Genomic DNA, 14,531 nt, shown 5'->3' on the forward strand with positions numbered 1-14,531 from the left:
AATAACGAAACTTAATTATGACCATTTTTGAAAAAGTGAATGCATTGCGCTCACTGATGGAAGAAAAAGAAATCCACGCTTACATCATCACCAGTTCAGATCCTCATATGAGTGAATATGTTCCAGAATACTGGACTGCTCGTCAATGGATATCTGGCTTTACAGGGTCTGCAGGAACTGTAGTCGTTACTCGTAAAAAGGCAGGTTTATGGACAGATTCACGTTATTTTTTACAAGCTGAAAAAGAACTAGAAGGAAGTGGTATTACTCTTTTTAAAATGGGAATACCTGGTGTACCAAACCAATACCAATGGTTACTTTCCGAGCTAGAATCTGAAGCAAATATTGGCTTCGATGGAACTTGTTTTTCAATTGCTCAAAGCAAAGAATTAAAAAATAGTCTTGCCGATATATCTATTCATATAAATGAAGAAGGTGATTTGATAAATGAGATTTGGAGTAATAGACCTAGTCTACCTAATCACAAAATATTTGAACATCCTGTTGAATTTGCTGGCAAGTCTCGCAAAGAAAAGCTAGCTATCATTCGCAATGAAATGCATCAGCTTGATGCCAAGCATCACTTCGTAGGAAGTCTTGATGATATTGCCTGGATCTTTAATCTTAGAGGGCAGGATGTTGACTTCAACCCAGTTGCTATTGCTTACGCTTTAATCAACGAAGATTCATGCACTCTCTATCTGGATCAGTCAAAACTAGATGATGAACTTATTTTTAGCCTTAATAAAGATGGAATTCTTACTTCTGACTATAACCAAATCTGCAATGACTTAGAAGAGCTTCGAGGCTCTGAAAATGTACTTCTTGATAGTAACCGTAGTAATTTAAAAATATACCGTTCCATTACTGCCAATATTATAGAAAAAGAGAACCCATCTCAACTACTAAAAAGTCAGAAAAATCTGACTGAAATCAAAGGCATGAAGCAAGCAATGCTTCAAGATGGATTAGCTTTAACTCAATTTTTCTGTTGGCTTGAAGAAAACTTGGGCAAAACGATTATAACCGAATTCACCTTAATTGATAAACTAAGAGAATTCAGATCTCGACAAAAACATTTCATGGGTGAAAGTTTCGGTAGTATTGTTGCTTATAAGGCACATGGTGCTTCCCCACATTATTCTACAACAACTGAAACCGATTGTGAAATTAAAGCCGAAGGAATTCTGCTTATCGATTCTGGCGGACAATATATGAATGGTACCACAGATATTACACGTACCACGGCTCTTGGAGAACTAAGCCCAGAAGATAAAATGGATTTCACCTTGGTTCTAAAAGGTATGATTCAAATGACTTTGGCCGTTTTTCCTAAGGGAACTCGAGGTTGTAATATTGATATTTTGGCTCGTCAGGCACTTTGGATGTATGGTAAAAACTATGGACATGGAACCGGACACGGTGTTGGCTGTTTCTTAAACGTTCACGAAGGGCCACAAAGTATACGTCAGGAACTAAAAGATCAAGCCATTTTACCAGGAATGATAAGCTCAAACGAACCAGGTTTCTATAAGGAAGGTGCCTATGGTATACGTCATGAGAATTTAATTCTTTGCAAAGAGAAGCTTACTACCAAGTATGGTGAATTCTTGGAGTTCGATACATTAACTCTATTTCCATTTGATACAAAAGCTTTAGATATTAATCTACTAAGTGAAATCGAAAAGAGTTGGTTAAATCATTACCACCAAAAAGTATACGACAGCTTAGCTCCGCAACTAGATGAAAAACACAAAGCTTGGCTTAAAAATAAAACTCAAGCTATTTAAATTCTGACTATTTCAATACAAACAGAATTGTAATAAGTTAAAAAAACAAGGGCAGTTAGAATAGCGTATTCGCTACTAACTGCCCTCCTTTTTTATATATCAAAATGATTTTTAGATCACTTATCTTTCTTTTCTTCTGCCACAGGAATAAAACTCAGAGAAATAGAATTTACGCAATGACGCGTATTCTTTTCAGTGAAACCTTCATTCTTAAACACATGCCCCAAATGCCCCTTGCAATTAGCACAAACAATCTCTGTGCGTCTTCCATCAGCATCAGGTAAATGCAAAACAGCTCCCTCAATTTCATCATCGAAACTTGGCCAGCCACAATGTGAATCAAATTTATCACCCGATCGATACAAAGGCAGATTACACTGCTTGCATACATAAACACCTTCCTCTTTGTGATTAACGTATTCCCCCGTATGTGGATATTCTGTTCCCTTATTAAGTATCACTCGTTTTTCAAGCTCATTCAATTTATTATAGTTTCCCTTCTTCATCACCGTCTGTCCGTTTGTTATTACTGATACCATCAATAATAAAGATATAATTATTAGTCGTCTCATAGCCCTTATTTTAAATTGATCTAAAATAAAACAAGTTCATTAATTTTCAAAATATTAGAGGCTCTTTAAGAACTTCTTAACATCTGTTTATCATACTTTCACACAATTACGAGCACTTAAATAGCAGATGTAATAGTCGTAAAAACGAAACTTTTTGACGCTACTAGTTGTCTATTTGTAAAGTTTAATTTACATTTGAATTGAAATTAATGAAATATATAATCACAGACCTTATAATTTATGAAAACTTATTTACCTCACTACTTTAAAAGAATTGGAATTCTATTTGTATCTATTGCATTTATCTTATCGTGTATCTCCGGAGTAGATGACTTTAGAAAAGGTTTTATGAAAGGCTACACTGAACAACAAGGTCTAGATGAAGAATCAGCTAAAGTAGATCAGAGTATTACACCATATTTTACTAAAGAAGAATCTGATATGTATGCTAATATTAGTTTATTCTTCTCCATTACAGGTTTTTTCTTATATCTGTTCTCGAAAGAAAAAATCGATGATGAATTCATGCAACACCTTAGATTAAAATCGATGCTTCAAGCCTTTATCGTTTCCTGGATAATTTATGGCACAGCTAAAGTCTTTTCAAGTATAATTCCAATGGATGGGATTTACATTCTACAAATGCAACTAATTGTTTATGTTATCCTTTTCCAACGTAATAAGAACAAGGAGCTTTCAGAAGAAGAAGAAATAGCATTGAGAAATTAAACGATATGAAAAACTACATAAAAGTTGAACGTGCAAAAAAGGATGTTACGCAAGCAACTTTAGCTGAAAAAATTGGAGTTTCTCGTCAAACTATTAATGCTATAGAAAAAGGGAAATTTACCCCTTCAACTCTTTTGGCCTTAAAAATGGCTCGCTATTTTGAAACACCTGTTGGTGATATCTTTGAATTAGAAGAAGGAGAGTGATTCTCTCTCATTGGTCTTAAATAAAATAACTCAATAGCACTTTCCCGATACGGAAGGTGCTTTTATTTTTGTAAAGAGCTATACCTTTCTCCCATAAATACGTTGGCTACAAACTTCGCCATCTATATTGGCGATATCGGGTAAGCGTCCCCATAACTGAAAATCGAACTTCTCAAGAAGCTTTATACTTGCAGTATTAGGTTCCAATAGAATGGCAAACAGATTAATGAAACCTAGTTCAGGAGCCTTTTCAATTGCAAAATTCATCAATTGCTTAGCATATCCTTTTCGAAAATGTTTATCGTGAATATAATAGCTCACCTCAGCAGACATCTCAAGAGCTCGTCTACCCAAACGCCAAGCTGAAAATGAAAACCAAGCTACAACGACATCATTCTCTAATCCTACATAAACAGGATATTTATCTTCTGAATGTGTATCAAACCACTTTTCACGTTCTGATATGCTAATCGGATCAAGATCAGCAGTGCAGTATCGAGCTGCGACAGCTTGATTATAGATGGTATTGATTGATTTTAGATCGGTATGTTGGGCTAAGCGAATATTCATTATTGGGTTGTTGAGCTTTGAGTTAGGATTTAAAAATAAGAAATTCTCTATGAATAGATGGTATCAAGAAAGTTTTCAATTGTTAATCAAGCTTAATATTTAACAATCGAAGTAAATGTATGGTAAAATACAATTTCAGAACATTATATTTGATTCCAATATAATATAAAGCAATGATAGAATTCCATACATTTCAGTCTGAAATGATAAACAAATACATCCACAAAATTTATTCTTCAATTCAGAATGAAATCAGCTTAACTCATTACAATTGCTTACCATCAGTTTATCCAATTCTCACTTTTCTATTCCACTCTGAAGCAGAATTCGATACCAATAAGGTAACTATTAAACATTCTAAAAATGGAATACAATGCATTCTTATTCTCCCCTATTCTAAAACATTAAACATTTGTAATTCTAACCCATCAAAAGAGATTTCGATTGTATTCAAACCTTTCAGTATTCATAATTTCTCAGCTCATATTAGCTTAGAAACAAGAAGTAATGGTGTTGTAGATACTGATAAAATATGGCCTAGTGAGTTGTTAGCATTAAATAAAAAATTACTAGCTAGTGACATCAGCATTCGTAGACAAATAAATGAAATTATCTTATTTCTTGAAAAGCAATTTATTAGTCATAGCGGTATTAACAAGAAAGACTGCTCTCCTAAAGTTCTATTTGAATCCATAATGCAATTGCCTGAAAGAAGTCTTTACAGAAAATTTAAAAAATACAGTTTTTTAGCCCCTAAGCAGTTCGAAAAGATAATCCGAATTAGAAAAGCACTTAATCAGGCTAAGCAAAATGAAGAAACAAGTCTCACTCAAATAGCACATGAGCAAGACTATTTTGATCAAGCTCATTTTAATAAAGAATGTCAAAATATGGCAAGTATTTCACCTGGTAAAATCATCAAAAATATGTTAGATAGAGATTCTGATGCACTTTGGTATCAAGACTAAAACTCTGGCTGTTTTTTACAATTTTAAATCTCCCCATTTATCTTCTTTTGCAGACACACAAAACATACACATATGAAATACCTTTATAGTTGCCTTATCTTATTCTTATCCCTTTTTGCTAATGCTCAAAATATTGAAAATAAAGATACCATTAAATTGAACAGTATTTCGCCGGGCAATAATCAGTTTGATGACCTAAAACCGTTAAAAGAAATCATTGGGGATGCCCAGATAGTTCTACTTGGGGAACCCACACATGGTGAAGGAAATGTATTTGAAGCCAAAACACGCTTAGTCAAATTTCTAAATCAGGAAATGGACTTTAACGTTTTAGCTTTTGAAAGTAGCTTATATGATTTCCACAAAATATATGAAACTATAAGCGAAGGAGATAGCAAAGTAGATTGCCTAAAGCGATGTATTTATCCGATTTGGACAAAAGCAAATGAGTTTCAAGGCATGCTTAAATATCTAGTTAAACAGAATACAAAATTAGAAGTTACGGGCTTTGATTGTCAATTTATGAGTGAGTATTCTCAGGAAATGCTATTGGGTGATTTATTTATTCTCTCTGAAAAATTAAATTTTAAGCTGAATGAAAAAGAGTTACAGTTCTTGAACGAAACACTTAATTATTTAAGTGAAAGTTTTGATGTTCCAGACACTTATAATTTGAAACACTTAATTCGCTTAATTAATCGTTTTAAGCTAAAATTAAATCGTTTGGACACCCATAAAATCATCAATAAGCATCCCGTTCATTTATGGCAACAAGTCTTTTTCAATATAAAAGAAGTTGCAACAGATTACCATCAAAATCATCCATCACGTAAATCGAGAGAAGAATTTAAAGCCTCTGATAGTAATACACGAGATGCACTTATGGCTAACAACTTGCTATATTTCATCAAACACAATCCAAATAAAAAAATTATTTGTTGGGGAGCTAATACTCATTTTGCAAATCAGCTAAAAGCTTTGAATAATAAAGAGCTTAGCAGTTTTGTTCCAATGGGTCGTATCTTAAAAAAAGAACTAGGTGATAAGAATGTTTTTATAATAGGTAGTACTTGCGCAAGTGGAGAATATGCGAGTATTTCGGAGAAATCTAAAACAGTTCCAAATCCACCAAAAGAAAGTATCGAAAGAAGATTAATATCTGATTCAATTACAAACGCGATCATTACCTTAAATAAAGAAGATAGTCTGGTTTGTTCCGCACTTGATTATAGACCGCTTAAAGGTAAATGGGGTAAAGTATTCGATGCACTTTTGTTTATCAAGGAGACAAAGCGCTGCAATTTATATCAAGGAGACTTTAACTACGAAGAAGAACTCGAAGATTTAAATCAAGTGGTAGCAAAAACTTCTCAATCAAGAACATCAAGCTACAAATCAATTCGACAATCTGACATTTATAGAACAATTCTAGGGAAGATAATCATGCAGAAAAATGATGAGCCAATTCCGTATGTCAATATCGGTTTAAAAAATGATGCTATAGGTACTATTAGCAACATGAAGGGGGATTTCAAACTGAACATTACCAATAAAAACCTCCAGGATACCGTCTGCTTTTCATGCATTGGCTACAAGATTCAATATCATCCGATAAAAGAATTTTTGAATGCATCGAAGTCAGAAATAAAAATGGAAGCTCAGAACTATGACCTCAATGAAGTGACAATATCTGTAGAAAGACTCACGGCAAAAAAGATACTTAGAAAAACGATCAGGGCAATCGATAAAAACTACTCTCAGAAAGCCTATACACAAGATGTTTTGTTCCGTATAGAATCTGAACAAAAAAAATCAAGCTCTAAATATATCCTTGAATACATTAATCGCACTTTTGATAGTAATGGCTACAAACCAAGATGGTTATTTATGACAAGTGTAAAAGAAGATAGACAACGTCTTGCAACTCGAATTGCTAATTTAGATTCAACAGGTAGGTTCCAACATAAATTTAGACCCATCAAATTAAAATATATCGGTTTTCCTGCTTATCAAGATCTTATCAATTATAGAAAAAATTGTTTTCTAAACCCAATGAAATGGTTCAGATATGATTTTCAACTTTCCGATACACTTAAATACAATGGACAAACTGTATTCAGAATCGATTTTAAATGTAAATACCCATCCCATAGAAGTACCTTACAAATTAGAGCATCAAAATACTATGGTTACATGTTCATAAATATGGCTGATAATGCCATTGTCAAGATCGAGACCTATACGATAAATGATAAAAGTAAGATTCATAATGCAGTGAAATATAAGGCTTATGAATCGGAGAATATTTGGTTCGAACGAGATGTTGTGTTATACCGAAAGCAAGGCCATAATTATTTTATAGATTATGCCTATCATTACGATAATTGGCAAACAAAAAGTAGTAGTGAAAGATTTGGTTTTAAAGCAACACTATTAAAATCAAAGTCATTCAAAATCCCAAAGACATCTACGACTGTAAATGATGATTTTTGGTCAACGTATATGCAACATCATCGATACAGAAACAAATACCAGCATCAGAATATAAAAGAATTCAGTAAAAACTAAAAAAAACCTGACAGATTTACTTACGAAATGTAAATAAATCTGTCAGGTTTAATATTGTGTCTAAATATTCTTTTATCCTGGGAACTTAGGGAATTTCTGAAAATCGGGGTCACGTTTCTCTAGGAATGCATTCTTCCCTTCTTGAGCTTCTTCCATCAAGTAATACATCATGGTTGCATCGCCAGCAAACTCCATCATACCTCTTTGTCCATCAAGCTCGGCATTTAGGCCACGCTTAATCATACGAAGAGCCATTGGGCTACGCTTCATCATAATCTGACACCACTCAACAGTTGTATCCTCTAGGTCTTCAAGAGCAACAACTTTGTTTACCATGCCCATTTCTTCAGCTTCCTTAGCGGTATACTGCTGACATAAGAACCAAATTTCGCGCGCTTTTTTCTGACCAACGTGTCGAGCCAGGTATGAAGAACCAAAACCTGCATCGAAACTACCTACCTTAGGACCCGTTTGTCCGAACATAGCATTGTCCGAAGCAATGGTTAAGTCGCAAACCACGTGTAAAACGTGACCACCACCAATAGCGTAACCATTCACCATAGCAACAACTGGCTTGGGCATAGAACGAATCGCTTTGTGCAAGTCCAATACATTCAATCTTGGTACACCATGCTCATCAATATATCCACCAACTCCTTTTACATTTTGATCACCTCCCGAACAAAAAGCTTTGTCTCCAGTACCCGTGAATACAATTACGCCAATATCAGAACGCTCACGGCAAATTTCCATAGCATCAAGCATATCGAAATTCGTTTGAGGACGAAAAGCATTATAAACCTCTGGGCGGTTGATGGTAATTTTTGCAATTCCTTCGAAAAAATCAAATTTGATATCTTCGTATTCTTTTATAGTAGTCCAGTTTCTAGTTGTCATATTTCTTAGTTTTTCATCCACAAATTATAAATGCAAAAACAGCTTTAATGTCATGGATATTATAATGCTATTTATATCTCTCTTAAGTTTTTAAAGTAGTCTTTTAGTACTACATCATTCAGTTCTCTTGGAGTTTTTAACTCCAAAATACCAGCCCTTTCATCCGCCTTATAAAAATCTGACAAGGTCTGATCAAGGGTTTCCATACTATCGGCATAAAAATAATCTAAACCATATGTTTCGGCAAGCTTATCAGCACGATATTCTTGAGTCGTTTCAAAATATTCTTCCAATTCGGGAGCATCAGATGGCCCAGGAATAAAACGGAAGATACCACCACCTCCATTATTAATTAAAACAAGCTTCAGTCGATTATTCAGATATCTATTCCACAAGCCATTACTGTCGTAAAAAAAGCTAATATCACCTGTTATAAGCGTTGTGATTTTATTATTCACATGTGATGCTCCAACAGCGGTTGATGTACATCCATCGATACCTGAAGTGCCGCGATTTGAATTACAAAGAAGGTTTTGATTCATTTTAAACAACTGCGCATAGCGAACAACGGATGAGTTGGCCAATTGCAGATTGCCTCCCTCAGGAATAACTTTTAAAATCGATTCAAAAACCTTTAAATCTGACCATTCTGTTTTTTGCAGATAAGTATCATGAACTAAATCACAAGCTTGATCTCTAGCTTTCCAAACTTCAGCATATACACTTTCAGTTTCATTAAGATGAGCAATAAGATCCTCAAAAAAATGGTCCGGGGAAAGATCAATATGTGAACTTAGAGTTTGGAATGTATCAATAAAGGTATCTTCTTTTCCAATGAACCAATGCTTTTTATACGTATGATCTCTCAAGAATGATTTGATCTTTTTAGAAACCAATGGCCCTCCAAAATTGATGAGTAAATCGGGTTGAAAATTTGGAATTTCATCATCAGAGAAACTTGTAATCACCCTATCAATACAAGGTAAAAAAGCCTGATCTTGCAGATTTGAGATACTCTCAGTCAAGACTACAACCTGCTTATATTTAGCCAACTGACTTAAACATACATTTAGCTTTTCATTCTTTGGCAGTAGGCCAGCTAGAATCAAAATTTTCTTTGAAGCTTGCCATTCCTGACTCAGGATCTCTTTAGCTTCATTTGAAAGTGCATCTTTAGAAAGCAGCTTATTAATAATTCTTTCAGATTTATATTCATTAACCTTCTCACCATAAAGAGGTTCTCTAAATGGAACATTAATATGAACCGGACCCATTCTTCCAGAAATGGATTTAGATAAAGCCTCATTCATTATTCTATTAATACTCCATAAATCATCAGTACCCTTGTAAGCAATAGGTAAATGATAGCTTGCTTTTACAAAATTCTGTAAAACATTTACTTGATCTATAGCCTGACTATCATCCTGACCTATCCACTCTTGTGGGCGATCGGCTGAAATAACCACTAAAGGCAATCGTTGATAAAATGCTTCAGCTATTGCTGGTGCATAGTTTAATAAAGCTGTACCCGATGTGCAAACTAAACCGACTGGTTTTCCTGTTTGTTGAGCAATTCCCAAAGCAAAATAACCAGCACTTCGTTCATCAACTATTACAGGAGTTTCGATTCTTGTATCACGTGCGAAAGAGATCGTTAATGGGGCATTTCTCGATCCTGGAGAAATCACCACATGCGCCATTCCCTTTGCAACACAAATATTTATAATTTCATTAACACCTAATATATCTGATGTATTTTGAGTCATTCTTATTTTTTTTGATCTAAAATTCTATCATGAAAGCTTACAAGCCTTTATCACAGACAAGAGTGTTTGAGCTTTATGTTGGGTTTCTTCCCATTCCTTTTGAGGAATAGAATCAGCTGTGATTCCACCACCAACAAATAAAGATAATTGATTTTCTGTTATTTTCATGGTTCGTAAATTCACATATAAAGCAAAGTCTCCATTCGCTTCCAGTGGTCCCCAATAACCCGCATAATATTCCCTGTCGTGGGTTTCGACAGCTTTAATTAAATCTAGTGCCTTTAATTTAGGCAAGCCACAAACGGCAGGTGTTGGGTGTAAAGCTGTTATCATCTTAGCCTTATCCTCAAAACTCAGATTTCTCTCTATTTTAAACTCTGTTTTCAAATGAGCAACTTGTCCTGCCTTTACTGTAAATGGACCTTTCTTTTCGAATTTATCAATTGAGTTGTCTTTAAAAACAGTTTCAATATAATCACTTACGAAAGCTTGTTCTTCAATCTCCTTGGCTCCCCATTCAATATCTGACAAATTAGAGCTCGATACTGGCAAAGTTCCGGCTAGAGCAACTGTTTCTGTTTTATTATTTTCTGATTTTAGGAGTAACTCTGGGCTCGCCCCCATCCATGAACAAATTCCAGGAAGAGAAACAAAGGAAACAAATGCTTTTGGATAATACTGGCAAAGCTGAACAAACAAAGATGGGCTATCCAGACTTTTATCGTTCTTTTCAATCTGAATACGAGATAAAATAGCCTTTTTCAAACTCTTCCCTTTTAAAGTCTCTAGTATTTCATCTAATTGAGAGAAATAGTCTGACTCAGAGCTTTCAATACAAAGGCCATTTTCTTTAAAATCAAGCTCATTCTTAAATCGGTTCAAGTTTTGAATCTCTTCTTCATTAATGTTCTCAGAACTAAAACCAATATCCTCACGGATAAACCAAGAAGTGTATTTATCGTTTGAATCGAAGGGCGCCATCACAAAACCTTGTTTGCTTTGCAGATCAGTAACATTTTGGAAACTCATCAAATTCAAATCCTTCTGAATACCGATCTTAATAAAATCTGAATTTGGCAATCGGTAAGTAAAAAAAGGAAGATGATTGTTCAAACAATACTTGAGAATACTCTCTATCTTTTCCAAAACAAACGCATCTATCATAGCTGTTTCTTTAACACTACGTTAGTCAATCGACAAATTGAGATGAGCTTATCCTGTTCATTGCAGATATTAATTTCAACAATATGACTTGTTCTACCCTTATGTATAAATTTAGCCTTTGCCCTTAATGTTCCTTTTTTGACACTTCGAATATGATTGGCATTTATCTCCATCCCTTTCACTTCAAATCGATCCATATCGATATGAATAACTGAAAGAGCAGAGCCCACAGATTCTGCTAAAGCTAAAGTCGCTCCACCATGTAAAATACGCATGGGCTGATAATGCTTAGATGTCACTGGCATTTCTGCAACCAGATAATCTTCACCAATTTCGGTATATAAAATTCCTAAGTGTTCCATAAGTGTATCGGAACTGATCTTATTTAGGACTTGAAGTTTTTCTTCTGTGTTAATCATCTAACAAATATATAACAATAGATAGAGATGGAAAACTGGAATGCAGATTGATTTTAGGAAAGAATATACTATTGTTCGTTTTATCGATATGAATTGTCAGCTAAAAATTCACTTAGGAAACATCAATATAAAGGCATAAAAAAAGCCCAATTCACATTGAGCTTTAGAAAGAAAATTCTTATTAAGAGAATTAGTCCATTTTTACATTAACGGCATTCATTCCTTTTTTTCCTTCAACAACATCGAAAGAAACAACGTCTCCCTGGTCAATTTTGTCAATTAATCCTGTTACGTGTACAAAGATGTCTTCGTCTGTCTCATTGTTTTTAATGAAACCAAAACCTTTAGTTTCATTAAAGAATTTTACGGTACCTTGTGGCATACTTCAATTATTTAATATTAATAGCATTGTAAATTTACTTAATTTGATGAAAAATAATAATTATGAGTCGATTATTTTAAAAAAAAATATCTCTTTTATTTAAAAACTATTGCTAATTATATGTTTTCTAGCACTAGTCCCAATTTTCATTTAAACCTAATTCCTCAATCAATCTTATTTCTCTTTGCCAAGCCCACTCGTTCCAGCATCGAAAACATATTTCCAATTATTATTTTCATCTTTTTTCCAAATAGAAACATAAGAGCCTCTAAAGGTTGAATCAGGAGTTATGTACTTATAAAAACCATAAGTATATGCCAGATCTCTTGATGCAGCAACATCAACATACTCGGGTTCCCAGATCAATGTATTTCCGGCAACTTCTGTTTTCAGAAATAGGGCCTTTATATTTTCCTTACCCTTAACAGGATATGAGTTATCACGTAACATGACAGCCTTGTCTGAGGCGTACTTATAAAATGAAGCGGCCATTCCATGCTCTTGCGAATAAGCTGAAAAAGATCGGTCAGTTTCCAGAACCGTCTTACATTCTTCAATTAATGATGTTGATTTTCCGCATGACAATAGGACTAACAATAATATTGACGCGAATGAGATCTGAATTAAATTTTTATTTGGCATAGCTTTCATTATTTTAGACATCTAAAATAATAAAACTTATTACCATATAGAATTATTTTTTTTTAACCATCACATAATAGTCACTCAATGCACATCAATAAACTATCACAGGAAATTGAAATGTTTGGTATAGATAAAAAGCAAATCTATAAAAATGGTCAATTTGAATCTCTAATTGTTGCTGTTAAAAAAGGCATGATTGTTCCCGCTCAGCCAGCTCCTGCCGATGCTGGTTTATATCTGATTTCAGGAAAGATCGAATTTGAAATTGCTGGGAAAATAACACTTGTTGAAGCTGACGACTTTTTTTCTTTCTCAGCAGAGGAATTACATGCCTTAAAGGCTCTTGAAGATTCCAAGTTCATCATATCGAGAAACCTTTTTGAATAATGAAGCAAAATAAAGAGAGGCTGTCAATTTAATTGACAGCCTCTCTTTATTCTTTTAGAACTTATTCTATTCTTCGCCTGAAGTTTCTTCTTTCTCAGCTTCAACTTCATTCAACATATCGTTTTCCTGAAGAATATTATACCACTGAAAGATTTTCTTCATATCAGAAACATAAACACGATCTTCATCATAATTAGGTAGAATTTCCTTCATATAAGCTTTCAGCTCATTACCCGAAGATTTGTGGCTGATCGATTGTCCACCATTCTCTTTTTCCTTGATATTCTTAATTACTTCTTGTAACTGAACATCTCCTTCTTCTGTAAAAATTGCGATATCCTCTAAAGCTGAAATTTTTGAAGTCGCATGTGCAGGCATACGTTTCTTATCGATTAAAGACTCAACGATAAAACCACTTTTTGAGTTTGAAACTAATTTAAACAGACCAGTCTGTCCTGATATAGCTAATATTCCTTTCAACATATTGTCATTTTTTTAGTTGGAAGCACAAAAATAAAATTCCGGTTGATTAAAAAAAATTAATTACGAGTATATTTTAATCCTCAACCCTTATATTATGCAAATGCTCTCTCTTTTTTTATTTTTTCGTAAGCCTCGCTTACTTTTTGAAATTTCTCTTTTGCCGCTTTCTGTACATCTTCACCCAAATAACTCACTTTATCAGGATGATATTTAACCGCCATTTTTCGGTAAGCTTTCTTAATTTCATCATCACTCGCTGTTTTTTCAATTTCCAGAACTTGATAAGCCCATCCATTTTCCTGAATAAACATGGATTTAATAGAATTATAATCGGCTGATTTTACTCCCATATGGTAATAAATTCGTTCAATCATTTTCAGCTCTGAATCGTCAATCGATCCATCAGCTTGAGCTATACCAAATAGGAAATGCAACAGTTGTAATCGTGACGAATAATCAAGTTGCTGACTTATTTGCATACAAACCTGTTCTACAGGAATATCTCGATTCAAAATATCACGCAATAGAGTCAATGCCTCTCCTGTTTTCTCTGTTCCGAAACTCTTAACCAAATATGCTTTTACGTAATCCAGTTCCGATTTTAGAACCTTACCATCAGCTTTCATTACAGCAGCAACAAGGACCAATAAACTCATCAAAAAATCACCTTGAGTTGTTGCTGAACGTCCTGTGGCTTTTATATCAACTGAATCGAAGGCTGATCCTACGAAATAACCTAATACACCACCTATTGGACCTAAAAAAGCCCAACCAAGCCCACCAACGATCCATTTCCCAAATTTTGCCATTATAATATTTGATTTGAAAGATTAAAACGAATTAAGAAGAGTTCTCCTTACACTATTCGCGAGAAACAAAGAAACAAAAAGAAGTCGGAAATCTTTGCTCATTGTTTGTGGAAATATTCTGAGCTTAACAAAGTTTAACGACAAATTAGGTCGAATTAATACTTATACAGAGTCCT

16 protein-coding genes are annotated in these 14,531 nt (G+C 34.1%); 6 read left to right on the forward strand and 10 right to left on the reverse strand.

Annotation, left to right across the window (positions count from 1 at the left end; all coding sequences use genetic code 11):
* The first annotated feature begins 17 nt into the window (after positions 1-17).
* The gene (locus DWB61_RS08435; RefSeq protein ID WP_125030465.1) at positions 18-1,790 is read left to right on the forward strand and encodes an aminopeptidase P family protein; all 1,773 of its coding nucleotides are present in this window, start codon (positions 18-20) and stop codon (positions 1,788-1,790) included.
* 116 nt (positions 1,791-1,906) lie between these two features.
* On the opposite strand, the gene DWB61_RS08440 is transcribed toward DWB61_RS08435, so the two are convergent.
* Positions 1,907-2,362 carry a methionine-R-sulfoxide reductase gene (locus DWB61_RS08440; RefSeq protein ID WP_125030466.1) on the reverse strand — a complete coding sequence of 152 codons (456 nt, stop codon included), beginning with the start codon at positions 2,360-2,362 and terminating at the stop codon, positions 1,907-1,909.
* Between the two features lie 240 nt (positions 2,363-2,602).
* Between DWB61_RS08440 and DWB61_RS08445 the strand changes: the two genes are divergently transcribed.
* Complete coding sequence (locus DWB61_RS08445) at positions 2,603-3,091, forward strand: hypothetical protein (RefSeq protein ID WP_125030467.1); 489 nt, start codon at positions 2,603-2,605, stop codon at positions 3,089-3,091.
* A 5-nt stretch (positions 3,092-3,096) separates the two neighbouring features.
* The gene (locus DWB61_RS08450) at positions 3,097-3,297 is read left to right on the forward strand and encodes a helix-turn-helix transcriptional regulator (protein WP_125030468.1); all 201 of its coding nucleotides are present in this window, start codon (positions 3,097-3,099) and stop codon (positions 3,295-3,297) included.
* A 78-nt stretch (positions 3,298-3,375) separates the two neighbouring features.
* On the opposite strand, the gene DWB61_RS08455 is transcribed toward DWB61_RS08450, so the two are convergent.
* Positions 3,376-3,867 carry a GNAT family N-acetyltransferase gene (locus DWB61_RS08455; RefSeq protein ID WP_125030469.1) on the reverse strand — a complete coding sequence of 164 codons (492 nt, stop codon included), beginning with the start codon at positions 3,865-3,867 and terminating at the stop codon, positions 3,376-3,378.
* 173 nt (positions 3,868-4,040) lie between these two features.
* On the opposite strand from DWB61_RS08455, the gene DWB61_RS08460 reads away from it, so the two are divergent.
* A complete protein-coding gene (locus tag DWB61_RS08460; RefSeq protein WP_125030470.1) occupies positions 4,041-4,835 on the forward strand; it encodes a helix-turn-helix domain-containing protein in 795 nt (264 codons plus the stop codon).
* Positions 4,836-4,907: 72 nt separating this feature from the next.
* Positions 4,908-7,403: an erythromycin esterase family protein gene (locus DWB61_RS08465; RefSeq protein WP_125030471.1), complete on the forward strand. Its 2,496-nt coding sequence runs from the start codon at positions 4,908-4,910 to the stop codon at positions 7,401-7,403.
* A 72-nt stretch (positions 7,404-7,475) separates the two neighbouring features.
* Here the strand turns inward: DWB61_RS08465 and menB are convergent, their stop codons facing one another.
* From menB to DWB61_RS08495, 6 genes are all read right to left on the reverse strand, one after another.
* Positions 7,476-8,300 carry a 1,4-dihydroxy-2-naphthoyl-CoA synthase gene (menB, locus tag DWB61_RS08470; RefSeq protein ID WP_125030472.1) on the reverse strand — a complete coding sequence of 275 codons (825 nt, stop codon included), beginning with the start codon at positions 8,298-8,300 and terminating at the stop codon, positions 7,476-7,478.
* A gap of 71 nt (positions 8,301-8,371) precedes the next feature.
* Complete coding sequence (gene menD / locus DWB61_RS08475) at positions 8,372-10,066, reverse strand: 2-succinyl-5-enolpyruvyl-6-hydroxy-3-cyclohexene-1-carboxylic-acid synthase (protein ID WP_125030473.1); 1,695 nt, start codon at positions 10,064-10,066, stop codon at positions 8,372-8,374.
* A 27-nt stretch (positions 10,067-10,093) separates the two neighbouring features.
* Positions 10,094-11,230, reverse strand: a complete 1,137-nt coding sequence (locus DWB61_RS08480; RefSeq protein WP_125030474.1) for an isochorismate synthase — start codon at positions 11,228-11,230, stop codon at positions 10,094-10,096.
* On the reverse strand, positions 11,227-11,649 hold the full coding sequence (locus DWB61_RS08485; RefSeq protein WP_125030475.1) for a PaaI family thioesterase: 423 nt from the start codon (positions 11,647-11,649) through the stop codon (positions 11,227-11,229). Before DWB61_RS08485 ends, DWB61_RS08480 begins: the two co-directional genes overlap by 4 nt.
* Positions 11,650-11,839: 190 nt before the next feature.
* Entirely contained in the window at positions 11,840-12,031 is a 192-nt protein-coding gene (locus DWB61_RS08490) for a cold-shock protein (protein WP_125030476.1), read from the reverse strand.
* A 174-nt stretch (positions 12,032-12,205) separates the two neighbouring features.
* Complete coding sequence (locus DWB61_RS08495; protein ID WP_125030477.1) at positions 12,206-12,694, reverse strand: YybH family protein; 489 nt, start codon at positions 12,692-12,694, stop codon at positions 12,206-12,208.
* A 66-nt stretch (positions 12,695-12,760) separates the two neighbouring features.
* On the opposite strand from DWB61_RS08495, the gene DWB61_RS08500 reads away from it, so the two are divergent.
* On the forward strand, positions 12,761-13,063 hold the full coding sequence (locus tag DWB61_RS08500) for a cupin domain-containing protein (RefSeq protein ID WP_125030478.1): 303 nt from the start codon (positions 12,761-12,763) through the stop codon (positions 13,061-13,063).
* Between the two features lie 66 nt (positions 13,064-13,129).
* On the opposite strand, the gene DWB61_RS08505 is transcribed toward DWB61_RS08500, so the two are convergent.
* A complete protein-coding gene (locus DWB61_RS08505) occupies positions 13,130-13,546 on the reverse strand; it encodes a DUF5606 family protein (RefSeq protein WP_125030479.1) in 417 nt (138 codons plus the stop codon).
* Between the two features lie 92 nt (positions 13,547-13,638).
* Entirely contained in the window at positions 13,639-14,355 is a 717-nt protein-coding gene (locus DWB61_RS08510) for a TerB family tellurite resistance protein (RefSeq protein WP_125030480.1), read from the reverse strand.
* Positions 14,356-14,531: the final 176 nt, after the last annotated feature.

The organism is Ancylomarina euxina, from assembly GCF_003863355.1.
Taxonomy (GTDB): Bacteria; Bacteroidota; Bacteroidia; order Bacteroidales; family Marinifilaceae; genus Ancylomarina; species Ancylomarina euxinus.